The following is a 26893-nucleotide window of genomic DNA, read 5'->3' on the forward strand; positions in this document are numbered from 1 at the left end:
GGGTTACTCCTGCCTGCCGGGACCCGGCCCGGGCGGTGTGATCAGGCCGTAGTGGCCGTCGTAGCGGTGGTAGAGCAGTGCGCCGCGGTCCCGTTCCCGGTCGAGGAAGAACAGGAAGGGTTGCTCCCAGGCCGCCATGCGCGTCACGGCCTCGGCGGTCGACAGCGCCGCGGCAGGCTGCTCGCTGACCGTCACCCCGACCGAGTGCGACGCCAGCGCTTCCGGGCTCGGCTGCACCTGGGCCAGCCGGTAGCCGGTCGGCCCGGCTCGGTACAGGACGCTGTCCTGCCCGCTGCCGGCCTCGGTGAAGAAGTGGAAGTCGTAGTCCAGGTCGTTCATGGCGGCGGCGGCGTCGTCCAGGCTCGACTGCGCCGGCGTGATCGGCTTGTGCCGGACGATGTCGCGCTCCTCGGCGGGCCGGGGGAACCAGGGCAGGCGCCGGCCGGGCTCGTCCCCGTGGCGCCACTCGTGCTCCGTGCCCGCGTCGTGCCGGCCGCGGCGGTCCTCCCAGTTCCCGGCCGTCCGCTGCAGGTCGTGCCGCAGCCTGTGCCGCAGGCGGTCGTGCAGGAGGTCGACGGCCTCCCGGGCCGTCGGTGCGCTCACCTGCGCCCGGACGAACCGCCCGTCCACGTCGAGGTTCGCCTGAGCGACGACCGGCCGAGGGCGAGCCGGATCGGCGTGCCGGGTGACCCTCACCCGGGCGTGCAGCACGGGGAAGTGGGTGTCGAGGAACGCCTCGCGCAGCCGGCGTTCGGCGTACTCGGCGACGTCCGGGGCGAGGGCACCGCGGACCTGGACCTGGACCGGCGTCGTCGCTCTCGGCTCCGGCTTCCTCGTCTCGGACACGTTGCCCATGCTCGCCAGGGCTGGCGGCCGGTCCTAGGGCCGAACGGCATCCGCCGCGGGTGCCTCCTTCCCCGTGTGCGTCAGGGACCCGTGGGGTCGCCGTCCCGGGTCGGGACGTCCGCCCGTCGCGCCGGGGTCGGTGGCCTCCGTTCCGGAGGACGGCGGAGGGGCAGTGTCGGTCCCCCCGGTCGAGAGGAGGCGACGTGGAACCGATCGTCGAGGTCCGGCCGGGTGGCTCGGGTGCGCGGACGTCGCACCGACCACCCGGCCCGGCCCCGCCGCAGCACCTCGCCGACGTCATGCACGCGGCGTGGGTCGCGTTCGCGACCACCGGCTGGCCGCGCTACGAGCTGGAGCGGCGGACGACGATGCGCTTCGACCTGACGCCGGCAGTCGACGACGACCCGCGGGCCGCCGTCCGGAGCGTCTGGGACGCCGTCCGATGACGTCGACACCGGGGGTGAAGCCCCCGACCAGCTACCGGGTCACCGGGACCGCGCAGGCCGGTGGGCCCGCACGAATCCTCGCCGCCGACGAGACGATCCGGCTCGACGCCGGCTGGGCCACGCCACCGACCGGCGGCCCCGGCCCGGCGGAGCTGTTGGCCGGCGCCTTCGCCGCCTGCCTGCTCAAGAACGTCGCCCGCGCCGGGCACCTGCTGAACTTCACCTATCTCGATGCGACGGTGACAGTGACCGCCCGGAGGCAGGACAGCCCGCCGAGGTTCGTCGAGATCGGCTACGACCTGCAGCTGACCACCGACGAGTCCGAGCGCCGGGTCGAGTTGCTGCACAGCAATCTGCGCCGCTACGGCACCGTCTACAACACCCTGGCCGCTGTCTGCGACGTGCACGGGACGGTCACCGCCCGTCGCTCGGCCGGCCCCGGCTAGGAAGGGCGATCAGCGCCGGGCGTCGAGCCGGCCGGGAGGACGCGGATCATGGGTCCCGACCCCGTCGTGCGTCAGCAGGAGCGATCCCCGTGCCCAACCGCCTCGCCGCCGCCACCAGCCCCTACCTGCTCCAGCACGCCGACAACCCGGTCGACTGGCGCGAATGGGGCGAGGAGGCGTTCGACGAGGCGCGGCGGCGCGACGTCCCGGTGCTCGTCTCCGTCGGCTACGCGGCCTGCCACTGGTGCCACGTCATGGCCCACGAGTCGTTCGAGGACGAGACGACGGCGGCCCAGATGAACGAGAACTTCGTCTGCGTGAAGGTCGACCGCGAGGAATGCCCCGACGTCGACAGCGTCTACATGACCGCGACCCAGGCGATGACCGGGCAGGGCGGCTGGCCGATGACGGTCTTCACGACGCCGGAGGGCACGCCGTTCTACTGCGGCACGTACTTCCCACCGCGACCGGCGCACGGCATGCCGGCGTTCCGGCAGGTGCTCTCCGCGGTCGCCGACGCGTGGGCCACGAAACGCGCGGACCTCGAGTCGGCGGGCACCCGCCTCGTCGACGCCATCTCCGGGCGGCTGGACCTCGGCGCGCCCGCGCCGCTCACCGCCGACGTGCTCGACCGCGCCGTGGCGGCGCTGGCCGGCCAGTACGTCGAGGCGACCGGCGGCTTCGGGGGCGCGCCGCAGTTCCCGCCGTCGATGGTGCTGGAGTTCCTGCTGCGCGCGCACGCGCGCAGCGGCGAGGGGCGGGCCCTCGGGATGGCCCGGGGCACGCTGGAGGCGATGGCCCGCGGCGGCATCTACGACCAGCTGGCCGGCGGCTTCGCGCGGTACTCCGTCGACGCCCGCTGGGTGGTGCCCCACTTCGAGAAGATGCTCTACGACAACGCGTTGCTGCTCCGGGTGTACCTGCACCTGTGGCGGGCGACCGGTGACCTCTGGGCCCGGCGGGTCGCCGACGAGACGGCGGACTTCCTCATCCGGGACCTCGGGACGCCGGAGGGTGGCTTCGCCTCCGCGCTGGACGCCGACACCGACGGCGTCGAGGGGCTGACCTACGTGTGGACGCCCGCCCAGCTCGTCGACGTCCTCGGTGCCGACGACGGTCGCTGGGCCGCCGAGCTGTTCGAGGTCACCGACCGCGGCACGTTCGAGCACGGGACGTCGACGCTGCAGCTGCTCGCCGACCCCGACGACGCCGACCGGTTCGCCTCGGTGCGGGACCGGCTGCTCGCCGCCCGCGCAAGGCGGCCGCAGCCCGCCCGCGACGACAAGGTCGTGACCGCGTGGAACGGCCTGGCGATCGCGGCCCTCGCCGAGCACGGCGTGCTGACCGGGAACGACGGGTCGCTGGCCGCCGCCCGCCGGGCCGCGGTCCTCCTGGCCGACACCCACTGGGTCGACGGGCGCCTGCGGCGCGCGTCGCGCGACGGGGCGGTGGGCCGCCACGCCGGCGTGCTCGAGGACTACGGCGACCTGGCCGAGGGGCTGCTCGCCCTGCACCAGGCCACCGCCGAGGGGCGCTGGCTCGAGCTGGCCGGGGACCTGCTCGACGTCGTCGCCGAGCAGTTCGTCGACGGGGACGGCTGGCACGACACGGCCGCGGACGCCGAGGTGCTCGTGGCCCGCCCGTTCGACCCGACGGACGGGCCGACCCCGGCGGGGATCGCCGCGGCCGCGGGCGCCGCGGTGGCGTACGCGGCGCTCGCCGGCTCGCCCCGCCACCGGGAGCTGGGTGCGGCGGCGATGGCATCGCTCGCCCGGCTGGTGGGGCAGGCGCCCCGGGCCGCGGGCTGGGCCGCCGCGGTGGGGGAGGCGCTCGTGGCCGGGCCGCTGGAGGTGGCGGTGAGCGGTCCGGCGGGGCCGGCGCGCGACGCGCTCGCGGCGGCGGCACGATGCTCGACCAGCCCCGGTGCGGTCGTCGTCGTCGGGGAGCCCGACGCCGTCGGCGTCCCCCTGCTCGCCGCCCGGCCTGCGGTGGCCGGGCGTCCGGCCGCGTACGTGTGCCGCGGTTTCGTGTGCTCCGCGCCGGTCACCGAGGTGTCCGCTCTGGGCGTAGCCATGAGGGGTGCCTGAGGGCAGCCGTCGCGATTACCGTGTAAGCGTGTAATCACATGCGAGCCGGGAGGTCGCCATGCACGGTCACCGCTTCTCCGACGCACCCTTCGGGGGCCCCTTCGGCCGGGGTCGTGGCCGTGGTCCGGGCGGTCGGGGCCGCGGGTCGGAGGCCTCGCCCCCGGTCGACCGGGCCGAGGTCGCCGGCTGGTTCGCCGGGCGACTGCCCGACGACTGGTTCACCGGCCCCGTCGAGCTGACCATCGACCGGGACGAGATCACCGTCGTGGGCACGCTGCCCGAGCCGGAGCCCGGCGAGGGCGACCCGGCCGCCGCCCGCGCCGGACGCATCGCCCGCTTCCGCGAGGACACCCGCCGGCAGCGGATGGCCATCGCCGACGCCGCGCAGGAGCGCTACGGCCGGTCGGTCGCGTGGGGTGCCGCCTGCGGGGACGCTCGCGAGCTGTTCACCACGCTCTCCATGCCGGTCATGACCCGGTTGCGGCAGCGCGAGCGCCTGGTGCTCGACACCCTCGTCGACGCCGGCGTCGCCCGGTCCCGGTCCGAGGCGCTGGCCTGGGCCGTCCGCCTGGTCGCGCAGCACACCGACGACTGGCTGACCGAACTCCGGGCGGCGATGGAATCGGTGGAGGAGGTGCGCGGCCGCGGCCCCGACCTCGGCTGATCCCTGCCAGGCTGGCCGGCGTGCACGACTCGCTGCGACTGCTGACGACCGCCTACCGCGACGTGGCCGCCGTCCTGGGGGCGCTCACTCCCGCGGAGGGTTTCGAGCCGACCGGGTGTGCGGGCTGGACGCCGGTGGACCTGGGCTTCCACATGCTCTCGGACGCCCGACGGGCACTGGTCGCCCTCAACACCCCCGCGGACGGGCCGGCCGACACCGACGCCGTCGACTACTGGACGGCCTGGCGCCCGCCCGAGCCCGGCGACGAGGCCGAGCTGTGGAGCACCCGCATCGCGGCGAGCGTGCACGGCGGGCTGCCGGGGATCTCGGCGCGCTACGCGGAGACGTCGGCCGCGGCGCTGGTGGCGGCCGGCCGGGTTGCGCCCGACGACCTCGTCGGCACGCAGGGCCGGGTGCTGACGGTGGCCGACTTCCTGTCCACGCTCACCGTCGAGGCCGCCGTGCACCACCTCGACCTCGTGCTCCGGCTGGACCGGCCGGGCCCGGCCGCCGGCCCGCTCGGGGAGGTGCGACGCGTGCTCGAGGGCCTGCTCGGGAGCCCGTTGCCGGCCCGGTGGGACGACGCCACCGCGGCGCGGCGCGGCACCGGACGCGAGTCACTGACCGCCGAGGACCGGGCCGAGCTCGGCGGCGCCGCGGCCGGCTTCCCGCTGTTCGGCTGACCGGCCCCGTCCCGGCTGTTCCCCTGTCCGGCTGACCTGGGGCGACGACCTGGGACACTGGCCCTGTGATCCCGACAGCGACCGACGTCCTCGTGGTGGGCGCCGGTCCCGCGGGGTCGGCCGCGGCGGCGTGGGCAGCGACCGCCGGCCACGACGTGGTCCTCGCCGACGCCGCCGTCTTCCCGCGTGACAAGGCCTGCGGCGACGGCCTCACCCCGCGCGCGATCGCCGAGCTGGACCGGCTGGGGCTGGGCGACTGGGTGCGGTCACGCGGCCGCAACCGTGGTCTGCGCGCCGCCGGGTTCGGGCAGGAACTGCTGCTGCCCTGGCCGGGTGGCTCGCTGCCCGACCACGGTGGGGCGGTGCCGCGCACCGAGCTCGACACCCGCATCCGCCAGGTCGCGCTCGACCGGGGCGTGACCCCGCTCCAGGGTGCGCGCGCCGTCGACGTCGAACGCGACGGCGACCGCGTGCGTGCGGTCGTGTTCGAGCTGACCGACGGGTCGCGGACCGCCGTCGCCTGCGAGCGGCTCGTCGTCGCGGATGGCGCACGCTCGCCGCTGGGCCGGGTGCTCGGCCGGGAGTGGCACCGGGACACCGCGTACGGCGTCGCGGCGCGTGGCTACATCCGCTCCGGACGCAGTGACGACGAGTGGATCTCCTCCCACCTGGAGCTGCGCGGCACCGAGGGGGAGCTGCTGTCGGGCTACGGCTGGGTGTTCCCGCTCGGCGCGGAGGCCGGTGAGGTGAACATCGGCGTCGGCACGCTGGCGACGGCGCGGCGGCCGGCCGGGGTGGCGCTCAAGGGCCTGATGAACTTCTACGCCGAGGCGCGCCGGGAGGAGTGGCAGCTCGAGGGGCCGGTGCGCGCACCGGCGTCGGCGCTGCTGCCGATGGGTGGCGCGGTCTCCGGCGTGGCGGGCCGCAACTGGGCGCTGGTCGGCGACGCCGCCGGCTGCGTGAACCCGCTCAACGGCGAGGGCATCGACTACGGCCTGGAGACCGGGCGCACCGTCGTCGACCTGTTCGGCGAGAGCGACTGGACGACGCTCTGGCCGGGCACGCTCCGCCGGCACTACGGCGAGGCGTTCTCCATCGCGCGCCGGCTGGCGGGGTTGCTCACCGTCCCCCGGCTGCTGCCCGCCGCCGGGCCCGTCGGGATGCGCTCGCGCGCGCTGATGACGGTGGCCCTGCGCGTCATGGGCAACCTGGTCACCGACGAGGACCGCGACGCCGTCGCCCGCCTCTGGCGCTGGGCCGGCCGCACCTCGGTCCGCTTCGACGACCGGCCCCCGTTCGCCGCGGCCTGAGCTTTCTGTACCGAAGCCGAGCCTGGGGGCGTTGAGCTTTCGGTACAGAAAGCTCAAACGAACGGGGAGTTGTACATCGCGAAGTAGACGGCGATGTAGTGGCAGATCGCCGCGACGATGGTCATCGCGTGGAAGACCTCGTGGTAGCCGAACGTGCCCGGCCAGGGGTTGGGCTTCTTGATGCCGTACGCGATCCCGCCGACGGTGTAGAGGATGCCGCCGACGGCCAGCAGCACGAGCGAGGCGACGCCGGCGATGTGCAGGATGTCGGTGAGGATGAAGACGGCCACCCAGCCGAGCCCGATGTAGAGGGGCACCCCGACCCAGCGCGGCGCCGTCGGCCAGGTGAGCTTGAGGACGACGCCCCCCAGCGCGGCGGCCCAGACGCCGGCGAGGATCCAGTAGCCGGTGGGCTGGTCGACCGCCAGCAGCGAGAACGGCGTGTAGGTGCCCGCGATGAACAGGAAGATCATCGAGTGGTCGAGCCGTTTCATGATCCGCCAGCCGCGGGGTGACCAGCGACGGCGGTGGTAGAGCGCGCTGATGCCGAACAGGCCGAGGATGGTCAGGCAGTAGACCGCCACCGAGAAGCCGGCGCGGGCGCCGAGCACCGCGGCCAGCGGGATCAGCACGGCCCCGGCCGCGATGGCCCCGAAGAACGCGAACAGGTGCAGCCAGCCGCGCATCCGGGGGCGGGTGTCGGGGTGCTCCCAGTCGCCGTCGGCGAAGTCGGCCGCGGTCCAGACGTGCTCGGGCCGGTCGCCCTCCTCGAGGACGGCGGTCATCGCCTCGCTGCGCGGGCCTTCGATCTCGGCGTCGTCGGCCTCGACCCGTACTCGTTCGTTGTCGGGGGAGACGCTCATGCACCGAGGTTACGGACCCGTAGGTTGCGGGGCACCCGGAACTCCCTGTGACCTTCCTGGGAGTTCTCGCGGGGCGGCGACACGGGGGGCGGGAGGGCTCCCGGCGGCGCCGGTGGAAGGGGCCTAGGGTGACCGCCGTGGGGGCGCGACGGCAGGTTCGCGAGGCGATCGTCCACGTCTACGAGCGCCGGCTGGCCCGCGCTCTGGAGGGTGCGGACGTCCCCCGCCACGTCGGCGTGATCATGGACGGCAACCGGCGCTGGGCCCGGGCCATCGGGCTCGAGGACGTCGCGCACGGCCACCGCCGCGGGGCGGAGAAGATCGTCGACCTGCTCGGCTGGTGCGACGACGCCGGCGTGGAGGTCGTCACGCTGTTCATGCTCTCCACGGACAACCTGCACCGCTCGGAGTCCGAGGTCTCGGCGCTGCTGAAGATCATCGAGAACGTGGCCTCCGATCTCGCCCGGCCCGGCCGGCGCTGGCAGGTGCGGCCGGTGGGTGCGCTCGAACTGCTGCCGGCCGAGACCGTCGCCGTCCTCAAGCAGGCCGAGGAGGACACCCGCGACCGCCCGGGGGCCACGGTGAACCTGGCCGTCGGGTACGGGGGGCGCCGGGAGATCGCCGACGCCGTCCGCTCGTTGCTGGCCGAGCACGCCGAGCGCGGGACGTCGCTCGAGGAACTGGTCGAGGTGCTCGACGTGGAGCACATCGCGGAGCACCTCTACACCCGCGGCCAGCCCGACCCCGACCTGATCATCCGCACCAGCGGGGAGCAGCGGATGTCGGGCTTCCTGCTGTGGCAGACGGCGAACGCGGAGTTCCACTTCACCGACGTGTACTGGCCCGATTTCCGGCGGGTGGATTTCCTCCGTGCACTGCGGGACTACTCGGCACGGCACCGCCGGTTCGGGGGCTGACGTGAGCCGGTCGCTGCGCCCGGCGGAGCTCGGGCGGGCAGCCGCACGGCGCCGCCGGTTCGGCGGCTGAAACACTCGGGCGCGTGGACCTTCCCCTCGAGTACGTGCGGCTCGGGCTGCGCTTCGACCGCTTGGAGTCCGGCTTCGCCGACGCCTACACCGGTGATCCGCGGATCCGGGCCGAGGTCGAGGACGAGCCCGCGCCGACCCCGAAGCAGCTGCGCGACCAGGCTCGTGCGCTGCTGGCCGAGCTCGACGGGGCCGGGCTGGACGCCGATCGCACGGAGTACCTGCGCGGTCAGCTCGGCGGCCTGGAGTGCACCGCCCGCAAGCTGAGCGGCGAGCCGGTCGCCTTCCTCGACGAGGTGGCCGCGTACTTCCAGGTCGACGTCGCCCTGGGCGACCCCGCGGTCTTCGCTGCCGCGCACGCCGAGCTCGAGGCGCTGCTGCCCGGCGGCGGCACGCTGGCCGAGCGGTACGCGGCGCACCGCCGTCGCGAGGAGTGCCCGCCGGCCAAGCTGGAGTCGGCGGTGCACGCGCTGTCGTCGGCGCTGCGGGACACGGTCCGCGGGCAGTACGGCCTGCCCGAGGTCGAGACGGTGCGCTACGAGGTCGTCACCGATCAGCCGTGGTCGGGCTTCAACTACTACGAGGGCGACTACCGCTCGCGCGTGGCCATCAACGCCGACCTGCCGCACCGGCTCAGCCACCTGCCCCACCTGGTCGCGCACGAGGCCTACCCGGGCCACCACACCGAGCACTGCCGCAAGGAGCGCGGACTCGTCGAGCGGGCCGCGCGCACCGAGCACACGATCTTCCTGGTCAACACCCCCGAGTGCCTGATGGCCGAGGGGCTGGCCGACCTGGGGATCGAGGCCTCGGTGGGCGGGGACTGGGGGCCGTGGGCGGCCGAGATCCTGGGCGACCTTGGGCTGCGCTTCGACGGTCACCTGGCGCAGCGGATCTCCGCCGCCGCCGCGCCGCTGAACCGGGTCCGGCAGGACGCCGCCGTCCTGCTGCACGACCGGGGAGCCGACGCCGACGAGGTCGTGGCCTACCTGCAGCGGTGGTCCCTGGTCAGCGAGGAGCGCGCCCGCCAGCAGATCCGGTTCCTCACGCACCCCCTGTGGCGGGCCTACATCACTACCTACGTCGAGGGCTTCGACCTGCTCTCGCGCTGGCTGGCCGCCCGCCGGGCCGACCAGTCGGTGGCCGACCGGTTCGTCCGGCTGCTCGACGAGCCGCTCACGCCCGGCGCCCTCACCCGCGAGCTGGCGGTCGGCTGACCGTGGCACGCCGCGACCCGCGTGCGGCCCGCGTCCTGGGACTGTGGACGGCGGGGTGGCTGGCGGCGCTCCTGCTCGGCGGCCTGCTGTGGCTGGGCGACCTGTCGCTGCAGTGGCCGGTGCTCGCCGTCCCCCTGCTGTGGGCGCTGGTCGCGCTGCGACCCCGGCGGAGGCGGGACGACGAGGACGACGACTGGGAGCCGATCCCGCGGCCCGAGCGCGCCGCCCGGACCGACACCGTCGAGCGTCCGGCGGTGCGGCGTCGCGACGGGGACGGCGGCTGGGGCTGACGGTTCCGCGGTGACGCCGAGGGCGAACTCGCTCGCGTTCTGTCGGTGTGCTGGGGAAGGCTCCCGGTCGTGATCCACGCCCGCGGGCTCGCCCGCACCTTCCGCAAGCGCAAGCAGGAGGTCCACGCCGTCGTCGGTGTCGACCTCGACGTCGCGCCCGGCGAGATCGTCGGCTTCCTCGGCCCGAACGGCGCCGGGAAGACGACGACGCTGCGCATGCTCACGACCCTCCTCGAGCCGACCGCTGGCACCGCCACGGTCGCCGGCTGCGACCTGATCGCCGACCCGGTCGGTGTGCGCCGGCGGATCGGGTACGTGTCGCAGAGCGGCTCGACCTACCCCGACGCGCGCGCCGGGGAGGAGGTCGTCGACCACGCCCGGCTGTACGGCATGAGCACCGCCGACGCGACCGCCCGGGGCAAGCAGCTCTTCCGCGAGCTCGACCTCGAAGGTCTCTGGGAGCGGCAGCCGAAGGCCATGTCCGGCGGTCAGCGCCGGCGCCTCGACATCGCCGTCGGGCTGATCCACGTGCCGGAGCTGGTGTTCCTCGACGAGCCGACGACCGGCCTGGACCCGCAGGCCCGCGCCAATCTCTGGACCCACATCCGCGGTCTGCGCGAGGAGCGCGGGACGACGGTCTTCCTCACCACGCACTACCTCGACGAGGCCGACGCGTTGTGCGACCGCATCCTGGTCATCGACCACGGGGCGATCGTCGCCGAGGGCACCCCCGACGCCCTGAAGTCGCAGGTCGGCGGCGACGTGCTGACCGTGACCGTGGCCGACCAGGCCCAGGCCGGTGACGTGGCGCGGCTCGTCGCCGACCTGCCCGGTGCCGAGACGCCCCAGGTCGTCGACGACCGGATCGTCGGGCGGGTCCGCAACGGCGGTCCCGCGCTCGTCGAACTGGTCCGGGCGCTGGACCGCGCCGGCATCAGCGTCAGCGGCGTGGAGAGCCGTCGTCCCAGCCTGGACGACGTGTTCCTGCAGCTGACCGGGCGCTCGTTGCGGGACGCCGAGGCGGCCCCCGCCGCCCCGGCCGCCGAGGAGGTGACCGTCTGATGCAGGCACTGCTGCGCGACACCGGCACGGTGTTCTGGCGGGCGATGCGGCTCTCGCTGCGCAACCCCGCCTGGCTGGTGATCATGATGATGCAGCCGATCCTGTACATCGTGCTGTTCGGGCCGCTGCTCGAACCGCTGTCGGGTCAGCTGGGCGCGGGCAACGCCTACCAGATCTTCGTGCCCGGGATCCTCGTGCAGCTGGGCATCTTCGGGTCGCTGTTCGTGGGGTTCGGACTGATCGCCGAGTACCGCGCCGGGGTCATCGAGAGCCAGCGCGTCACCCCGGCCAGCCGCACGGCGCTGCTGCTGGGTCGGGTCCTGCGCGACGTCGTCGTCCTGCTGGTGCAGGGCACGCTGCTGGTGCTGGTCTCGCTCCCGCTCGGCCTCCGGGCGCCGGTGCTGGGCGTCGTCCTCACGCTGGTGGTCGTCGCCCTGCTCGGCGCCGCGTTCGCGTCGATCTCCTACGCGCTGGCGCTGACGCTGAAGAGCGAGGACGCGTTCGCCCCGCTGCTCAACGCGTTCGTCCTCCCGGTGCTGCTGCTGTCGGGGATCCTGCTGCCGATGACGCTGGCCCCCGGCTGGCTGCAGACGGTCAGCGACATCAATCCGCTCAAGCACGTCGTCGAGGGCACCCGCGAGTTCTTCCTGGGCGGTTACGACACCGCCCCGGCGTGGTGGGGCGCCGGCCTGACGGTGCTGCTGGTGGTCCTCGGATGGGCGTTCGGCGTGCGCCGGTTCCGCCGCGAATCCAGCTGACGACGGTGGTGGGGCGAGTGGGGCGGCTGGTACCCCGACGGGGTGACACGCCGCCTGCTCGTCACGTTTCTGTCATCACCGAGGCCTAGCGTTCTCGGTGGACGACGAGCTGCCCTCGCCGTCCACGGGAGGCCCGGTTGGTGCTGACGAGTTCGTCGACACGGGGGGCCGGCACCCGGCTTCCGCGCCGGGGCCCGGCCACCTTCGAGCGGGGGTGCGCCGCGTGGCGCGTCCCCACGGGAGCCGAATCGTGAGCACTCGCCGTACGTACGTCCTCGACACCTCCGTCCTGCTCTCCGACCCGGGCGCGCTGCTGCGCTTCGGTGACTCCGACGTGGTGCTCCCGCTCGTCGTGATCGGGGAACTCGAGGACAAGCGCAACCACCCGGAGCTCGGCTGGTTCGCGCGGCAGGCGCTGCGCATCCTCGACGACCTGCGGGTCACCCACGGGCGGCTGGACGCCCCGGTGCCGGTGGGCGAGGAGGGCGGGACGCTGCACGTCGAGCTCAACCACAGCGATCCGTCGGTGCTGCCGGCCGGCTTCCGCAACGACAGCAACGACAGCCGGATCATGGTCGTCGCGCTGAACCTGCGCGCCGAGGGCCGCGACGTCTGCCTGATCACCAAGGACGTTCCGCTGCGGGTCAAGGCCGCCGCCGTGGGCCTGGACACCGACGAGTACCGGGTCCTGGACGCCGTCGACGCCGGCTGGACGGGCATGGCCGAGGTGGGCCTCGAGGACGCCGAGCTCGACGAGCTGTACGACGCCGGCGAGGCGTTCGTGCCGGCCGCCGCGGAGCTGCCGCCGCACACCGGGCTCGTGCTGCTCTCCTCGCGCGGATCGGCGCTCGGCCGGATCACCCCCGACAAGCACGTGCGGCTGGTCCGCGGCGACCGCGAGGCGTTCGGGCTGCACGGCCGGTCGGCCGAGCAGCGGGTCGCGCTCGACCTCCTGCTCGACCCGGAGATCGGCATCATCTCCCTCGGTGGGCGGGCCGGTACCGGCAAGTCGGCGCTGGCGCTGTGCGCGGGCCTCGAGTCGGTGATGGAGCGTCGCGCGCACAAGAAGGTCGTGATCTTCCGGCCGCTGTACGCCGTCGGCGGGCAGGAGCTCGGGTACCTGCCGGGCAGCGAGAACGACAAGATGTCGCCGTGGGCCCAGGCGGTCTACGACACCCTGGGCGCGCTGGTCTCCCCGGCGGTGATCGACGAGATCGCCGACCGCGGGCTCATCGAGGTGCTGCCGCTGACCCACATCCGCGGGCGGTCGCTGCACGACTCGTTCGTGATCGTCGACGAGGCGCAGTCCCTCGAGCGCGGCGTGCTGCTGACCGTGCTCTCGCGGCTCGGCTCCGGCTCCCGGGTCGTGCTCACCCACGACGTCGCCCAGCGCGACAACCTGCGGGTGGGCAAGCACGACGGCATCGCCGCGGTCATCGAGACGCTGAAGGGCCACCCGCTGTTCGCGCACGTGACCCTGACGCGCTCCGAGCGCTCGCCGATCGCCGCGCTGGTCACCGAGATGCTGGAAGACCTCCCGCTCTGAGCGCGCCGCTGGCCGTTGCCACTCTTGCGCGGTTCCTGTCGCTGTCCTGCGGTTGCACCGGCGCAACGGCGGCAGGAACCGCGCAAGAGTGCGGTCACCCGGCTCCTCGTGCGAATGAGCGACGGATCCGCTGCTCGACCACCGACCCGCGGTCCAGGTCGTGCCACGTCCAGCGCGCCACCTGCCAGCGATGGTCGCGCAACTCGTCCTCCCGGAGTTTCTCCTCGAAGACGACGTCCCCCGGTGACTGGCCGGGCCGGAGCAGTCGCCCGTACTTGATCTGCCCGTCGAACTCGCCGACGGTGCGCCGGTCCTTCCAGCCGAAGTCGCAGCGGCCGATCTCCGAGCCGTCCTGGCGGAGCACCCGCACCTGGAGGTCGGGCACGGGTAGCCGCAGCCGGTGCACGAGCACACGGCTCCGGCTCTCGCCCACGCTCTCGCTGAGTGGATCGGCGAAGGCGATGACCCGAGCGGCCGCACGCCTCCCCGGGACCGGGCCCATGAGCCCGAGACATTCCTCGAGCGCAGCTCGCGAGGTGCTCCTGGTGTGCAGGGCCCGGTCCGCCATGACGACCGCGGACTCGAAAGGCGCTGTACGGGCGACGTCGACGATGGTGCGGGTCACGTCGGTGGCCAGCAGCCCCTCGGCGAGGACGAGCTGGTCGTCCGGCACCTTGGCGACGTGCAGGTGGACACGCGAACTGCCGGTGCCGCGTGCGGGCGGTGGCCGGAGGATGTGGACGCGACCGAGCCGGATGCCCCACACCGGCAGCTGGTGCAGCACCGCGGCGGACTCGTGGCTGACGATCGCGGGCGACCGTAGGCCGGCGATCGTGGCCAACACGACCAGCGCATGCCTGGCGGCCGGATCCACGGGCAGCACCGCGGACCCCTCGGCGTACGTGCCGCGCTGCAGGCGGCTCAGTTTCTTGCGGCGCACCATGCGGGCGAGTTCCGCGTCGGTGTAACCCTCGGCGACCGCCTGGGCGCGGCGGAGGAGAACGGGGCGATCGGGTTCGGGGAGAGGCACCGGTCGATCGTCGTCACGACGGCGGATCCGTCGCCCCCTCCGGGCAGATCTGTGGACAACCGGACTGCACTCTTGCGCGGTTGCCTCCACACTTGCTGCGCTGCATCCGCGCAAGAGCGATCGGAACCGCGCAAAAGCCGGAGGCGCGCGGCGGCGACGAGCCGATCAGGCGGTGGGGGAGCGGTCGCTGTCGGGGGCGGGGGTATCGGCCAGCTCGGCCGGCCGCTGGTGCTTCTTCGCGGCCGGACCGTTCGTCGTCCGCGGGGTCCCGGCGGCGCGCAGCAGCGCCACCACACCCCAGCCGGCAAGTAGGCACCAGGGCAGGCGCAGGGTGACCTCCTCCGAGGAGAGGTCACCCCGCAGCCCGAGCGCGAGAACGGGCAGGGCCAGCACGAAGGCGACGAGCAGCACGTCCCAGCGCAGCGGGCTCATGTCTGCGCGCTCTCCAGCCGCTCACAGAGCAGCGAGGCCCAGCGGTGCGGGGTGGCGCGGACGCCGTCGAGCACGGCCACCGGCGCGGCCACGCGGTGCAGCACGGCGGCGGGGTCGGCCGACAGGTCGGTGTCCTGGACGATCAGCGCGTCGACGCGGGCGAGGTCGGCGATCCACGGCTCGAGGTCCTCGGGCTTGCGGGTCGCCTCGACGACCGCCCAGACCGCGACCGGCGACCAGATGGCCAGCATCTGCGCCATCCAGTAGGCGTCGGTCCGCATCGGCACGTCGACGGCGACGATCGTGACCGTGCCGGCGCTCGCGGCGTCCTGACGGCGGCCGATCGCGGCGTCGATCGTCGTCATCCGGCTGCCTTCGGGGGCCAGGCCGGCGAGGTCGCCGCGGGTGGCCCACTGCACGCGGTCGGGGTCGAGCCGCAGCGAGGCTGCCAGCGAGCGCGCGGCCCGGAGGGTCTCGACGCCGGGACCGACCACGAACAGGACCTCACCGGCGCCGCTGGGCAGCTCGGGCGCGGCCGGGAGGCGGAGGCCCAGGGCGCGGGTGAGCGCGGCGTAGGTCCCGTGGATGTCCACGTCGGCCGCGAAGCCCTCGCCGAGCAGGCGGGTGGGCAGGCCCAGGGCCGCGAGCCGGCCGACGACGTCGGTGGGAGCGGCGACCGCCACCGGAGCCGGCTCGGGGCGGGCGGGCTCGACGACCGGCGCAGGTGCGGAGGCCTGCACCTCGTCGACGGCCGGGTTCTCCAGCGGCGCGACGTCCTGCTCGGTCAGCTCCGGGGTCTCCGGGGTGGCCATGAGCGGCGCGACCGGGAGGCGGGTGACCGTGGCCAGAGCCGAGGGGGCGGGAGCCGGCGCCGGGGGCGCGACGGGCTCGGAGACCTCCGGGGCGGCCGGCGCTGCCGTCGACTCGGAGACGGTGGGGGTCGCGGGCGGGACGGCGGGCCGCGACGACGTCGGCGGCACCGGCGGGCGGCCACGCCCGCGCGACGACGGCAGCGGCGGCAGCAGCGACAGGGGAGGCATCACGGTGGTCGCGTCGAGGGACATCGACATCGACATCGGCAGCGAGAAGGGCGCCGGGTCGCTCGCGGTCCGGGCCAGCAGTGGAGCCATCTCGGCGACGGCGACCGGGGCGTCCTCGACGACCTCGATCTCGACGGCCTCGTTCTCGACGGCCTCGTTCTCGACGGCGTCGGTCTCGACGGCGTCGGTCTCGAGGGTCTCGGTCTCGACGGCGTCGGTCTCGAGGGTCTCGGTCTCGACGGCGTCGGTCTCGACGGTCTCGGTGTCGACGGCCTCGGCCTCGAGAACGTCGGTCTCGACGGTCGTCTCGACGACCGGCTCCGGCGCGACCTCGGCCGGGGCATCGACAGCGGAGGACTCGAAGATCGACTCGAAGACCGGAACCTCGACGGCGGGTCCATCGACGGCGGGTGCCTCGACCGCGGGCGCCTCGGTCACGTGCGGCTCGGCCAGCACGACCTCGGCCCAAATCGGGGCGTCGGTGGACACGACCCGCGTCGGGGTGACCGGCTCGCCCCACAGCGGCGTCGAGGTGGGCGCGCCCCAGATGTCCACGGGCGGGGCAGGCAGCGGCGCGAACGGGGAGGCCGTGACGCGCGGCGCGACGGGCAGGACGGCGACCGGCTCGACGACGGCGACGGGCTCGACGACGGCCACCGGCTCGACGACGGCGACGGGCTCGACGACGGACTCGACGACGGCCACGGGCTCGACGAAGGACTCGACGACGGCGACCGGCTCGGGCTCGAGCTCGGGCAACGCTGCCAGGACGGGCGGGAACGGCTCGGCCACGACGTTGTCGGCCAGCACGTGACCCGGGGCCACGGCCGGCGGCTCCGGCTCGGTCAGCGCGGCCTGCGGCGAGGCGCCGTCCAGCACCTTGCGCAGGATCCCGGTGAGGGCCTCGTCGGAGTGTCCCTGCGCCAGCGCGGAGCGGAGGATCTCGGCGATCGCCTCCTCGCGCGAGGAGTCCGGGACGACGACGGCCTCGGGCTCGGCGGCCCAGGTCGGCATCTCCACGGGTGGCGCTGCGGGCATGGAGGGCGGCGCGATGACCTGATCTCCCACCGTTTCCTCCTCCTGGCGCGCCGCACGGGGCCACACCGCTGTGTCTGCTGGTCGCACGAGCCCGGACCGGATCGGCCGGGACTCCGTTCCCCCGCGGGCGAGCACCGCGCCGGGCTGGTCGTTGACTTCCTCGACGGCCTCGGCGACCGCCTGCCGCACGTCCCGGTCTCCCGCGACCATCCGCGCCAGGGCGGCGGTGAAGGGGGAGGGGGCGCTGGACGCCGGGAGCTCGACCCGCGGCTCGGCGTCGTCCTCGGTGTCGTCGTCCTCGTCGTCGAGCGCCGGCCACGCGGCCTTCGGGAAGCTGGTCCGCTGCGGGCTGACCCGCGGGTAGGCCGTTCGGCCGTAGGCCGGTGCCTCCTGCACGGCGGCCGGGGCAGCCGGGGCACTGCCGAGCAGACCGACCAACTCGCTCACGCGCGCCTCGTCGACGAGCGGTTCGGCCGGTCGTGCGGCCGTCGGGCGCGCGGCGGCGGCCGCGGGCCGCGACGACGGGCGCTCGGGCTCGGCGTAGCGCGTGGCCTCGGCGGCGTAGGCAGCCGCGCCGTTGCGCGCGGGTGCCGCCGCCCGGGTCGGGGTGGACGAGGGTGCCGCGGACGAGGGTGCCGCGGACGAGGGTGCTGCGGTGGCCGGCGCCGCCGACGCCAGCGGAGACGAGCCGCGGGCGGGAGCGGGCACCGGCGGCCGGCCGGCGTCGGGGGCCACCTCGGCCACGTAGCGCTCGGTCGCGAAGAAGCCGAGCACGCCGCCGGAGCGGACCCGCCGCACGCCGACGATGCGTGCCTGGGGCCCGAACTGCTCGCGCGCCGCGGCGATCGCGTCGTCGCGCGTGGCGGCCTCAACGGATCGCAACGGCACCGCTCACAACTCCCAGCGTCTCGATCTGCGCTGTCCGGGACACCTCGGCGTAGGAGATCACCGGAAGCCGGGGAAGGATCTGTCGCATCAGGCGCGCGAGGGCGGCGCGGACCTGGGGGGAACAGACCAGGACGGGGGACAGGCCGGCCCGCTCGGCCTCCTCGAGGAGACCGCTGCAGCCGGAGACCAGGGCGTCCACGGCGCCCGCGTCGAGGGCGAGGACGACGCCGGCGTCGCTCTGTCGCACCGACTCCAGGAGCCGCTGCTCGAAGCCGGGCTCGAGGGTGAAGACGTGCAGCCGCTCGTCCGGTGTGACGTAGGGGTGGCTGATCGCCGAGCCGAGCGCCGACCGGGCCGCCTCGACGAGACCGTCGAGGTCGGTGGACGTCTTTGCACGCACAGAGAGTGCCTCGAAGATGCGGACCAGGTCCCGGATCGACACACCCTCTTCGAGCAACGCGTGCAACACGCGTTGCACCTCTCCCAGGGTGAGCAGAGTGGGGGTCAGTTCCTCGACCACGACGGGGTGCGTGCGGCGCACCATCTCGACCAGGAGGCGCACGTCCTCGCGGCCGAGCAGGTCCGCCGCGTTCTGCCGGACGACCTCGGCCAGGTGCGTGGTGATGACCGACGAGCGGTCGACGACGGTCGCGCCGGCCATCTCCGCCTGGCGCTGCAGCTCCACGGGCACCCACTTGGCGGCCAGCCCGAACACCGGCTCCCGGGTGTTCTTGCCGGGGATGCCGTCGAGGTTGTCCCCGATCGCGAGGATGGTCCCCGGCGGCGAGATGCCCTTGGCGGCGGGGACGCCGTTCAACCAGATGACGTACTGCGAGCCGGCCAGGTCCAGGTTGTCGCGCGTGCGGACCAGTGGGATCACCAGGCCGGTCTCCATCGCGACCTTCCGGCGCAGCGCCTTGACCCGGTCGAGCAGGTCCCCACCCCGCGAGGGGTCGACCAGGTCGACGAGGTCGAAGGCGACCTCGAGCTCGAGCGGGTCGACCCGCATCTTCTCGGCGATGGCCTCGGGCGAGTCGGGCTTGGGTTCCAGCTCGGCCGCGGCGGCTGCTGCCTCGGCCTCGTCGTCGACCGGGGGGACCTCGGTGATGCGGGAGGCCATGAAGAGGAAGAGCCCGCCGACGATCAGGAACGGCAGCTTCGGCAGGCCGGGGATGAGCATCAGCGCGATCGCGGCGCCGCCCGCGATGCGGATCGGCTGCTTGAACCGGCCGAGCTGGGCGATGAGGTCCGACCCCATGTCGCCCTCGGTGGCCGACCGGGTCACGATGATGCCGGTCGCGGTGGAGAGCAGCAGTGCCGGGATCTGGGAGACCAGACCATCGCCGACGGTCAGCAGCGAGTAGGTGTTCACCGCGTCGCCGGGCGCCATGCCCAGCTGCATCACGCCGATGGCGAACCCGCCGATCAGGTTGATCAGCGTGACGATGATGCCGGCGATGGCGTCGCCCTTGACGAACTTCGAGGCGCCGTCCATCGAGCCGTAGAAGTCGGCCTCGGCGGTGACCTCGTGGCGGCGCTTGCGGGCCTGCGCCTCGTTGATCAGCCCGGCGTTGAGGTCGGCGTCGATCGCCATCTGCTTGCCGGGCATGGCGTCGAGGGTGAAGCGGGCACCGACCTCGGCCACGCGACCGGCACCGTTGGTGATGACGACGAACTGGATGATCGTCAGGATCACGAAGATCACCAGACCGACGATCAGCGATCCGCCGATGACGAAGTGCCCGAACGCCTCGATGACCTTGCCGGCGTAGCCGTCGGTGAGCACGAGGCGGGTCGAGGAGACGTTCAGCGCCAGCCGGAACAGCGTCGCGACGAGGATCAGCGACGGGAAGACGGCGAAGTCCAGCGGCCGCTTGATCTGCATCGAGACCAGCAGGATCAGCAGCGACGCGGTGATGTTCAGGCCGAGGAGCAGGTCGAGCACGGGAGCCGGCAACGGCACGACCAGCATGAGCACGATCGACACGACGCCGATCGGGACCGCCATCTTGCCCATGCCCGTCACGCGCCCGCTCCACGGGTGCACGAAGGACGACGGCTCACGCCCTTCTCATCGGCAGACCGCGTGCCGGGCGGTACCTGTGGGCATCGGCGAACCTCGCACAGTTGTGTAGCCGAACCGCGGCGAGATCTGCATGGCCCCTCTGCAGGGGCCCGCCGCGAGCGTGCGAGCGGTGGGGGGCAGGGGGGTCCTCTTTCAGGCGGCGACGCGTCGGCGGCCGGCCTTCGGCAGACCGTCGACCTCCGGAGGCTCGAACCCGGGCCGGTGGAAGCCGCCCTTCACCCCGCGCGCTCCCAGGTGCATGACGAAGGCCAGCACGCGGGCTACCGCGGTGAACAGCTGCGGCGGCACCTCCTGGCCGATGTCGCAGGAGGCATGCAGCGCCCGGGTCAGCGGGATGTCCTGCACCAGCGGCACCCGCGCCTCGGCGGCCCGCTCGCGCAGCTTCGTCGCGACCTCGCCGGCCCCCTTCGCGACCACCCGCGGGGCGCCCTTCGTGGCGTCGTACTTGAGGGCGACCGCGACGTGCGTCGGGTTGACCAGCAGGACGTCGGCCTCGGCGACCTCGGCCATCATCCGGTTGCGCGACATCGCCATCTGCACCCCGCGGCGGTGCGCCTTCATGTGCGGGTCGCCCTCGGACTGCTTGTGCTCCTGCTTGATCTCGTACTGGCTCATCTTGAGCTTCTTCATCGTCTTGATCCGCACGACCACGTAGTCGGCGACGGCGATGACCAGACCGGTCACGGCCACGACGCGGAACATCAGGATCGCCGAGTCGGTGAAGACCTGGGCGACCGCGGCCAGCGACAGCGAACCGGCCGACGAGACCAGGGCCTGGGCCTCGTCGCTGGTGACGAGGACGACGGTGGCCAGTGCCGCCGTCTTGATCAGGGCCTTGGCGGCCTCCCAGAGGCCCTGCGTCCCGAACATCCGCTTGATGCCGGGGAAGGGGTTCAGCTTCTTGAGGGTCGGCTTCATCGACTTGGTCGCGAAGGTGACGCCGCCCTGCGCCGCGGCCGAGACCGTGCCGACGACCATCATCGCCACAGCCGTCGGCAGCACCGTGACCAGGAAGGCGACCAGCGCCTGACCCATGAGCGCCGACAGCGCCGCCGGCTCGGGGTTGGCCGCGACGACCCCGACCTGCACGAAGAGCTTCTGCACCTCGTCGAAGGCGTTCTCGACCAGCATCGGCAGCATCACGCTCGCCGTCGCGACACCCAGCCAGGTGCCCAGCTCCTGGGTGCGTGGGATCTGCCCTTCCTTGCGCGCCTTCTTCAGGCGCTGGGGAGTGGGCTTCTCGGTCTTCTCACCACCGGGACCGTCTTTAGCCATCCGACACCGCCATCGGTCAGCCGCTCTTCAGCGAGACCATGGCCCGGACGGCGGTCTCCATCAGCGCGTCCAGGGCGGGGGGGAGCAGCGGGAAGGTCAGGCCGAGCATCACCAGGGTCAGCATGATCTTCAGCGGGAAGCCGAACGTGAAGATGTTCAGCGCGGGGGCGGCCCGGCTCAGCAGCGCCAGCGCGACGTCGGCGAGCAGCAGCACCGCGACCATCGGGCCGGCGATCTGCAGCGCGGCCAGGAACATCATCGAGAACGCGGTGAGCAGCACCGAGCCCAGCTGCTCAGTGGGCACGTCCCCGCCGACCGGGAGCCCGACGTAGGACGTCGCGAAGCCCTTGACGATGAGCAGGTGGCCGCCGCTGGTGAACAGCAGCGTGACGGCGAGCAGGTAGTGCAGCCGGCCGATCGACGAGTTCTGCGTCATGGCCAGCGGGTCGTAGGCCGGCTGCAGGGAGAAGCCGCCGGTGAGGTCGATCAGGTCGCCGGCCATCTGGACGGCGGTGAACAGCACCTGGACGACGAAGCCGAGCGCCGCGCCGATGACCACCTCGGTGAGGGCCGCGACGACGAGGAACCCCGCCGTCGGCTCGGGCAGGGTGGGCGCGATCTGGGTCGAGAGCAGCAGCGACAGCGCCATCGCCAGCGCGCCCTTGACCGGCGCGGGGATGGTGCGCGAGTTGAACGGCGGCGCGAGCAGCACGAAGCCGGCCGCCCGGGCCGTGCCGAGCAGGAGTGCCGCCAGCGTGACTGCCGGGACCGAGAGGTCCATCGCGGCCTCAGGTCCGGTCGAGCAGCGCCGGCAGCTGGTCGAACAGGCCCTGGGTGAAGCTGACCAGCTCGGCGAGCACCCAGTTCCCGGTGACGAGCAGCGCGATCGCGACGGCGATCATCTTCGGCACGAAGGACAGCGTCGGTTCCTGGATCTGGGTCGCGGCCTGGAACAGGGAGATCAGGAAGCCGACCAGCAGCGCGGTCAGCAGGATGGGCGCGGCCACCTTCGCGGCCAGCATCATCGTCTGCGCCGCGATCTCGGTGACGTCGGCGTCGCTCACTAGCCGCCACCCCCGTAGGACCCGACGAGGGCTGTGGTGATCAGCGCCCACCCGTCGACGACGACGAAGAGCAGCAGCTTGAACGGCAGCGACACGATGGTCGGCGGGACCATCATCATGCCCATCGCCATGAGCGAGGCGCTGACCAGCATGTCGAGCACCAGGAACGGGATGAAGACGACCAGCCCGATGATGAAGGCGCTCTTGAGCTCCGATAGCACGAAGGCCGGGATGAGGGTGGTCATGCTGACCTCCTCGGCCGAGGCCGGGGCCTCCTCCCCGGAGAGCCCGATCATCAGCTGCAGTTCGTCCTCGCGGGTGTTGCCGAGGAGGAACTCGCGCAGCGGGACGACCCCGGCGTCGTAGGCCTGGCTGACCGTCATCGCGCCGTCCATGTACGGCTGCAGCGCGATCTCGTTGATGTCGGAGAAGACCGGACCCATCACGAACAGGGTCAGGAACAGGGCGAGGCCGGTGAGCACCTGGTTGGGCGGCGACGAGGGCAGGCCGAGGGCGTTGCGGGTCAGCGCCAGCACCACGATGATCTTGGTGAACGAGGTGGCGAGCAGCAGCACCGACGGGGCGATCGACAGCACCGTGATCGCGAGGATCAGCGTGATGGAGCTGCTCGGCGAGCCGTCGCCGATGGAGATGTCCACGGTGCCGTCGCCCGGCACGGCCGGTGCCGTCGGGGCGATCGGCGCCGTGGGGTCGACCGGGTCGCCGGGGGCGGCCGAGGCCGGGCCGGCGAGCAGCACGGCCGCGACGGTGCACAGCAGGGCGAACAGCAGCACCAGCGCGGCGCGCGCCCGGCCGCTGCCGCGGTGCGGCACCGCGCGCACGGGCGCCGTCACGACCGCCGAACCGTCCGCTCGCGCAGCTGGTGGACGAACGTGCCCCAGCCGTTGCGGTCGAACACGGATCCGGCCAGCGCGCCCGACGTCGACCGCGCGGCCAGTGCCGGCACCTCGCCCTCGCGGGGTGCCGAGTGGGGTGCCGAGTGGGGTGCCGAGTGGGGTGCCGAGTGTGCAGCGGGGACCTTGGCCGGCGGCCGACGCTGGGCGAGGGCCTGCTCGACGGCCTCGGCGTCGACCTCGGCGAGCAGGGTGACCTGCTCCTCGGTCGCGCCGACGACGAGGACGACGTCGGCGATCCGGACGACGTTGACCGTGCTCGAGCGGCCCATGCGCTGCCGGGCGACGACCTCGATGAGGCCGTTGCCCTGGCCGAGCCCGCGCTTCTTCGCCAGCCGCGCGGCGAACAGCAGCACCGCGGCGACGAAGGCCAGCGACAGGACCAGCCGGATGATCATCCATGTCATCGGGACGCCTCGCTGACGCTCGGCGGCGCGACCAGGTCCGTTCCGACCTGGGGTGCGATGGTCGGGTCGCTCATGAAGAGGCCGCCCCCAGCTCGGCGGCCGCGTCGGTGACGATCTCGCTGATCCGCAGGCCGAAGTCCTCGTCGACGACGACCACCTCGCCGCGGGCGATGAGCGTGCCGTTGACGAGCAGGTCGGCCGGAGCGCTGGCAGCGCGGTCGAGCTCGACCACCTCGCCGGGGTGCAGGGACAGCAGCTCCTGCACGGTCATGCGGGTGCGGCCGATCTCGACGGTGACCTCCATGGCCACGTGCCGGAGCAGGTCCAGGCTGCCGCGCTGGCTGCGGGTGGCGGGCAGCGTGACCTGCAGCGCGAAGGTCGCCTGGTGCTCGCCGTCGGCCAGCAGCGGGACGGCCACGAACATGCCCTTGTCCCGCAGCCCGTCCAGCGCCGCGACCGGCTCCTCGACGCGCTCGGAGGCGATCCGGACACGACCGAGCGTGGCCGCGGCGGCCTCGAGCGCCGGCCGCAGGGCGGCGGCGACGTCGAGCTGGCCCACGGGGGAGTTCTTCAGCGCGTCGACGACGTCGGCGGAGATCACCAGGACGACGTCGCCGCTGACCTCACCCGACAGCCCCGCGGTGACCGCGCAGGCGGCGTCCGGGGGGAGCGGGACGCGGTCCGGGTCGCTCACCGGGACGCCGGGCACGAGCGTGGCCGTGGCCGGGACCAGAGCGGCGGCCGCCTGGGCGGCCGCCGTCACGACCGCCGAGACGGTCTGGGAGTCCTGCGAGGTCTCGGTGCGAGCGGCGGTCATGCGGTGTCCTTCACGTGATGGGCGGCCTGCGCGGCGTAGGGGGTCGGCACGATGGCGGCGGCCAGCCGGCGACGGTGGTTGCTGGCGATCGCGTAGGCGAAGGTCACGTCGTTGGTGGTGACCTCCAGCGGGGCGTCCGGGGGATGCCGCAGCAGGAGGACGTCACCGACGGCCAGGGAGAGCAGGTCGGCCGACGACACCGTCAGCGGCGCGAACCGCACGCTGACGTCGACCGGCACGAGGTTCAGGCGCTCGGTCAGCGCCTCGGTGGCCCGCTTCCGCTTGCGCAGGGCCGAGTCCGACAGCTGCGGCGAGGCGGCGTTGTTCAGCGCCTGCGCGAACGACGAGAACGGCAGCACCAGGGTGGCCTCGCCCTCGCGGGCGCCGACCGCCATCGAGAACGTGCCGACCATGACGGTGTCGGAGCCGGAGGCGGCCTGCGCGAGCTGCGGGTTGTACTCGTGCCCGAGCAGGGCCGGCTGCAGATCGGTGATCGTGCTGAACGCCGTGGCGAACTCGTCGAGCAGCCGGTTGACCAGGTGGTCGGTGATGGTGGTCTCCATCCCGGTCATCGGCCGGCTGGGCTGCTCGGCCATGCCGGAGCCGCCGAGCATGTGGTCGACGATCGCCATGGCGATGTCCAGCGGGTACGCCAGCAGTCCCTTGCCGGCCAGCGGCTCGAGGCTGAACGTGGAGAGGAAGACCGGGTTGGGCAGCGTCTCGACGTAGTCGTCGTAGGAGAACTGCTCGATGCCCAGCAGCTCGAGGCGCGCGCCGGCGCGGAGCAGCGTGGTGAGCACCGTCGTCGACTGGCGGGCGAAGGACTCCTGCGCGATCTGGAGGACCCGCACGTGCTCGCGGGAGAGCTTCGTCGGACGGCGGAAGTCGTAGGTCCGCGTCTCGCCGCGGCGGCTCCGCTTGCCGGCGGGCCCGGCGGGCGGTGCGGGGGTGGCCGCCGGTCCGGAGGCGGCGGGCGGCGCGGTGTCCGTGGCAGGCGTGTCCGTGGGAGGCGTGTCCGCGGCCGGCGTGGGCGGCGCCTCGGTGGGTGACGCAGCCGGGATCTGCGGATCCGCGCCCTCGGGGGCCGGTCCGGTCTCGGGTTGGGTCACGTTCCACCTCATCGGCGGAACCGGACGGCACCCTGACCGGCGGGGACGGCCCGTCGTCGACGGCCGGGAGTGGTGTGACGGGTGGTGCAGGGTGTGTCGGTGCGTGACGTTCCGGTGCTGACGCCGACGGGGCGGTCCCGGTGTCCCGGAACCGCCCCGTCGTCGGTCTACTGCGTCACGTACTCCGTGTAGTAGATCCCCAGGACCAGCGCATGGCCGTCCTCGGTGTAGGCCTCGATGATCTTCTGCTCGAGCGCCTCCTTGAGCGCTTCGCGAGCGGCGTTGACGTCCGCGGGATCGGCCTGCGAGAACGTCGAGATCACCAGGTCGGTGGCCTTCGCCCCGTCCAGCCCGCCGCCGCCGTGCCCGCCGGCCGCGCCCTCCTCGGTGAGCTCCAGCGAGACCCCGACCTTGAGGTAGCCCCCGCCGGCCAGGTTCACCGCCACCGGTTCGAGGGCGAGGAACGTGCCGCTCGACACCGGCTCCTCCGCCTCGGCGGAGCCGGAGAACAGGAAGAAGTAGGCGCCGCCCGCGGCGGCGAGCAGGACGACGACCAGCACGAGCAGCAGCTTCTTCTTGCCGCCACCCTTCTCGGTCGCCTCGTCGGTCTCCTCGGTCTTCGGCTTGCTCATGGCGTTGCTCCCTGCTGGATGGCTGCCTCGAGGCCCGGCAGGAGGGCGTTGGCCTCTGCCGAAGCGGTGGACAGGACGACGATGTCGACCCGGCGGTTCACGGTGATGGCGTTGGGATCGTTCTCGGGCACCAGCGGGCGGGTCGACGAGTAACCGTTGGCCGACATCCGGGCCTGGGGGACCCCGGCACCGGCCAGGTGGCGGACGACCGTCGTGGCGCGGAAGGCCGACAGTTCCCAGTTGGACGGCCACGGGCCGCCCGGTGTCACCGCGAGGTGGTTGGCGTGCCCCTCGATCGCGAGCTGGTTGGGCAGCCCGCTCAGGGTCGGTGCGATCGAGTCGAGGATGATCCCGCCCTCCGGGCGGAGGTCGGCCCGCTCGGCGTCGAAGAGGACCTGGTCGGCGACGATGTGCACCACCAGGCCGCGCTCGTCGATCTCGAAGCGCGCGGCGCCGGAGTAGCCGGCGGCATCCAGCGCCGCCTGGATCTTGCGCCGCGCCTCGGCCAGGTCGTCGTAGGCGGCCTGTGCCTCCCCGGCGACCCGGCGGGCCCGCTCGGCGGCGGCCTGCGCCGCAGCGGCGTCGACCTCCTCCTGAGCGGCGTCCTGTCCCGGCGCGATGCCGGCGGCGATGTCCACCGCCGCGGGCAGCGCGTCGAGCACCGAGCCCTCGGGGGTGAGGCCGGGCAGCGCGGTGATGGGAGCGCCGAAGCTGGCGGACAGGCCGGCCGACAGCTGGGCGAACTTCGCCTTGTCCACCTGGCTGATCGCGAAGAGCACGATGAACAGGCACATGAGCAGCGTGACCATGTCGGCGTAGGACACCAGCCACCGCTCGTGGTTCTCGTGCTCCTCCTCCTCGTGCTTCTTGGCCCGCTTCCGCCCGGGGTGCGGCGCCGAACTCACGCGATCACCCCGCTAGCGCTCGGGGGCGGCGTTCGCCGGACTCCCGTGCCGG

27 protein-coding genes are annotated in these 26893 nt (G+C 73.5%); 12 read left to right on the forward strand and 15 right to left on the reverse strand.

Annotated elements, in window-relative coordinates:
* Positions 1–3: 3 nt before the first annotated feature.
* Entirely contained in the window at positions 4–846 is an 843-nt protein-coding gene (locus tag ABD644_RS13625) for a sigma 54 modulation/S30EA ribosomal C-terminal domain-containing protein (RefSeq protein WP_344689466.1), read from the reverse strand.
* Between the two features lie 203 nt (positions 847–1049).
* On the opposite strand from ABD644_RS13625, the gene ABD644_RS13630 reads away from it, so the two are divergent.
* The 6 genes from ABD644_RS13630 to ABD644_RS13655 all read left to right on the forward strand — a co-directional run bounded on the left by ABD644_RS13630 (position 1050) and on the right by ABD644_RS13655 (position 6482).
* Positions 1050–1292 (forward strand): hypothetical protein, encoded by a 243-nt coding sequence (locus tag ABD644_RS13630; RefSeq protein ID WP_344689467.1) that lies wholly within the window; start codon positions 1050–1052, stop codon positions 1290–1292.
* A complete protein-coding gene (locus ABD644_RS13635) occupies positions 1289–1738 on the forward strand; it encodes an OsmC family protein (RefSeq protein WP_344689468.1) in 450 nt (149 codons plus the stop codon). The genes ABD644_RS13630 and ABD644_RS13635 overlap by 4 nt, the downstream gene beginning before the upstream one ends.
* Positions 1739–1827: 89 nt before the next feature.
* Positions 1828–3825 (forward strand): thioredoxin domain-containing protein, encoded by a 1998-nt coding sequence (locus ABD644_RS13640; protein WP_344689469.1) that lies wholly within the window; start codon positions 1828–1830, stop codon positions 3823–3825.
* Positions 3826–3883: 58 nt separating this feature from the next.
* A complete protein-coding gene (locus ABD644_RS13645) occupies positions 3884–4489 on the forward strand; it encodes a hypothetical protein (RefSeq protein ID WP_344689470.1) in 606 nt (201 codons plus the stop codon).
* A 20-nt stretch (positions 4490–4509) separates the two neighbouring features.
* Positions 4510–5172, forward strand: coding sequence for a maleylpyruvate isomerase N-terminal domain-containing protein (locus ABD644_RS13650; RefSeq protein ID WP_344689471.1), 663 nt, complete (start codon positions 4510–4512; stop codon positions 5170–5172).
* 65 nt (positions 5173–5237) lie between these two features.
* Complete coding sequence (locus ABD644_RS13655) at positions 5238–6482, forward strand: geranylgeranyl reductase family protein (protein WP_344689472.1); 1245 nt, start codon at positions 5238–5240, stop codon at positions 6480–6482.
* A gap of 53 nt (positions 6483–6535) precedes the next feature.
* Here ABD644_RS13655 and trhA read toward each other — a convergent pair whose 3' ends face one another.
* Positions 6536–7345, reverse strand: coding sequence for a PAQR family membrane homeostasis protein TrhA (gene trhA, locus ABD644_RS13660; protein WP_344689473.1), 810 nt, complete (start codon positions 7343–7345; stop codon positions 6536–6538).
* Between the two features lie 128 nt (positions 7346–7473).
* On the opposite strand from trhA, the gene ABD644_RS13665 reads away from it, so the two are divergent.
* The 6 genes from ABD644_RS13665 (at position 7474) to phoH2 (ending at position 13204) form a co-directional block, all read left to right on the forward strand.
* Positions 7474–8262 (forward strand): isoprenyl transferase, encoded by a 789-nt coding sequence (locus tag ABD644_RS13665; protein ID WP_344689474.1) that lies wholly within the window; start codon positions 7474–7476, stop codon positions 8260–8262.
* Positions 8263–8345: 83 nt separating this feature from the next.
* The gene (locus ABD644_RS13670; RefSeq protein ID WP_344689475.1) at positions 8346–9548 is read left to right on the forward strand and encodes a DUF885 domain-containing protein; all 1203 of its coding nucleotides are present in this window, start codon (positions 8346–8348) and stop codon (positions 9546–9548) included.
* 2 nt (positions 9549–9550) lie between these two features.
* Complete coding sequence (locus ABD644_RS13675) at positions 9551–9838, forward strand: hypothetical protein (RefSeq protein WP_344689476.1); 288 nt, start codon at positions 9551–9553, stop codon at positions 9836–9838.
* A gap of 69 nt (positions 9839–9907) precedes the next feature.
* Complete coding sequence (locus ABD644_RS13680; protein WP_344689477.1) at positions 9908–10900, forward strand: ATP-binding cassette domain-containing protein; 993 nt, start codon at positions 9908–9910, stop codon at positions 10898–10900.
* A complete protein-coding gene (locus ABD644_RS13685) occupies positions 10900–11658 on the forward strand; it encodes an ABC transporter permease (RefSeq protein WP_344689478.1) in 759 nt (252 codons plus the stop codon). Before ABD644_RS13680 ends, ABD644_RS13685 begins: the two co-directional genes overlap by 1 nt.
* A gap of 250 nt (positions 11659–11908) precedes the next feature.
* Complete coding sequence (gene phoH2, locus ABD644_RS13690; RefSeq protein WP_344689479.1) at positions 11909–13204, forward strand: RNA 5'-3' helicase PhoH2; 1296 nt, start codon at positions 11909–11911, stop codon at positions 13202–13204.
* A 94-nt stretch (positions 13205–13298) separates the two neighbouring features.
* Here the strand turns inward: phoH2 and ABD644_RS13695 are convergent, their stop codons facing one another.
* The 13 genes from ABD644_RS13695 to ABD644_RS13755 all read right to left on the reverse strand — a co-directional run bounded on the left by ABD644_RS13695 (position 13299) and on the right by ABD644_RS13755 (position 26841).
* A complete protein-coding gene (locus ABD644_RS13695; protein WP_344689480.1) occupies positions 13299–14234 on the reverse strand; it encodes a type IV toxin-antitoxin system AbiEi family antitoxin domain-containing protein in 936 nt (311 codons plus the stop codon).
* Positions 14235–14399: 165 nt separating this feature from the next.
* Entirely contained in the window at positions 14400–14666 is a 267-nt protein-coding gene (locus ABD644_RS13700) for a hypothetical protein (RefSeq protein ID WP_344689481.1), read from the reverse strand.
* Complete coding sequence (locus ABD644_RS13705; protein ID WP_344689482.1) at positions 14663–17632, reverse strand: hypothetical protein; 2970 nt, start codon at positions 17630–17632, stop codon at positions 14663–14665. The genes ABD644_RS13700 and ABD644_RS13705 overlap by 4 nt, the downstream gene beginning before the upstream one ends.
* The gene (gene flhA / locus ABD644_RS13710) at positions 17613–19649 is read right to left on the reverse strand and encodes a flagellar biosynthesis protein FlhA (protein WP_344689732.1); all 2037 of its coding nucleotides are present in this window, start codon (positions 19647–19649) and stop codon (positions 17613–17615) included. The genes ABD644_RS13705 and flhA overlap by 20 nt, the downstream gene beginning before the upstream one ends.
* Positions 19650–19850: 201 nt before the next feature.
* The gene (locus ABD644_RS13715; RefSeq protein WP_344689483.1) at positions 19851–20993 is read right to left on the reverse strand and encodes an EscU/YscU/HrcU family type III secretion system export apparatus switch protein; all 1143 of its coding nucleotides are present in this window, start codon (positions 20991–20993) and stop codon (positions 19851–19853) included.
* Between the two features lie 16 nt (positions 20994–21009).
* Positions 21010–21774 (reverse strand): flagellar biosynthetic protein FliR, encoded by a 765-nt coding sequence (gene fliR / locus ABD644_RS13720; protein ID WP_344689484.1) that lies wholly within the window; start codon positions 21772–21774, stop codon positions 21010–21012.
* A gap of 7 nt (positions 21775–21781) precedes the next feature.
* The gene (gene fliQ / locus ABD644_RS13725) at positions 21782–22057 is read right to left on the reverse strand and encodes a flagellar biosynthesis protein FliQ (protein WP_344689486.1); all 276 of its coding nucleotides are present in this window, start codon (positions 22055–22057) and stop codon (positions 21782–21784) included.
* Positions 22057–22911: a flagellar type III secretion system pore protein FliP gene (gene fliP, locus ABD644_RS13730; RefSeq protein ID WP_344689487.1), complete on the reverse strand. Its 855-nt coding sequence runs from the start codon at positions 22909–22911 to the stop codon at positions 22057–22059. Before fliP ends, fliQ begins: the two co-directional genes overlap by 1 nt.
* Positions 22908–23378 carry a FliO/MopB family protein gene (locus tag ABD644_RS13735; RefSeq protein WP_344689488.1) on the reverse strand — a complete coding sequence of 157 codons (471 nt, stop codon included), beginning with the start codon at positions 23376–23378 and terminating at the stop codon, positions 22908–22910. Before ABD644_RS13735 ends, fliP begins: the two co-directional genes overlap by 4 nt.
* A 70-nt stretch (positions 23379–23448) precedes the next feature.
* Entirely contained in the window at positions 23449–24195 is a 747-nt protein-coding gene (fliN, locus tag ABD644_RS13740) for a flagellar motor switch protein FliN (protein ID WP_344689489.1), read from the reverse strand.
* The gene (locus ABD644_RS13745) at positions 24192–25304 is read right to left on the reverse strand and encodes a flagellar motor switch protein FliM (RefSeq protein ID WP_344689490.1); all 1113 of its coding nucleotides are present in this window, start codon (positions 25302–25304) and stop codon (positions 24192–24194) included. The genes fliN and ABD644_RS13745 overlap by 4 nt, the downstream gene beginning before the upstream one ends.
* 167 nt (positions 25305–25471) lie before the next feature.
* Entirely contained in the window at positions 25472–25936 is a 465-nt protein-coding gene (locus tag ABD644_RS13750) for a flagellar basal body-associated FliL family protein (protein ID WP_344689491.1), read from the reverse strand.
* Positions 25933–26841, reverse strand: coding sequence for a flagellar motor protein MotB (locus tag ABD644_RS13755; protein WP_344689492.1), 909 nt, complete (start codon positions 26839–26841; stop codon positions 25933–25935). The genes ABD644_RS13750 and ABD644_RS13755 overlap by 4 nt, the downstream gene beginning before the upstream one ends.
* Positions 26842–26893 lie beyond the last annotated feature (52 nt).

It is taken from the genome of Blastococcus jejuensis (genome assembly GCF_039534705.1).
Classification (GTDB): Bacteria; Actinomycetota; Actinomycetes; order Mycobacteriales; family Geodermatophilaceae; genus Blastococcus_B; species Blastococcus_B jejuensis.

Coding starts and splice junctions, on each gene's coding strand:
- trhA (WP_344689473.1), bottom strand. CDS start 7,345: ATGAGCGTCTCCCCCGACAACGAACGAGTACGGGTCGAGGCCGACGAC.
- ABD644_RS13635 (WP_344689468.1), top strand. CDS start 1,289: ATGACGTCGACACCGGGGGTGAAGCCCCCGACCAGCTACCGGGTCACC.
- ABD644_RS13700 (WP_344689481.1), bottom strand. CDS start 14,666: ATGAGCCCGCTGCGCTGGGACGTGCTGCTCGTCGCCTTCGTGCTGGCC.
- flhA (WP_344689732.1), bottom strand. CDS start 19,649: ATGGGCAAGATGGCGGTCCCGATCGGCGTCGTGTCGATCGTGCTCATG.
- ABD644_RS13735 (WP_344689488.1), bottom strand. CDS start 23,378: ATGACATGGATGATCATCCGGCTGGTCCTGTCGCTGGCCTTCGTCGCC.
- fliN (WP_344689489.1), bottom strand. CDS start 24,195: ATGACCGCCGCTCGCACCGAGACCTCGCAGGACTCCCAGACCGTCTCG.
- ABD644_RS13645 (WP_344689470.1), top strand. CDS start 3,884: ATGCACGGTCACCGCTTCTCCGACGCACCCTTCGGGGGCCCCTTCGGC.
- fliR (WP_344689484.1), bottom strand. CDS start 21,774: ATGGACCTCTCGGTCCCGGCAGTCACGCTGGCGGCACTCCTGCTCGGC.
- ABD644_RS13715 (WP_344689483.1), bottom strand. CDS start 20,993: ATGGCTAAAGACGGTCCCGGTGGTGAGAAGACCGAGAAGCCCACTCCC.
- ABD644_RS13750 (WP_344689491.1), bottom strand. CDS start 25,936: ATGAGCAAGCCGAAGACCGAGGAGACCGACGAGGCGACCGAGAAGGGT.
- ABD644_RS13685 (WP_344689478.1), top strand. CDS start 10,900: ATGCAGGCACTGCTGCGCGACACCGGCACGGTGTTCTGGCGGGCGATG.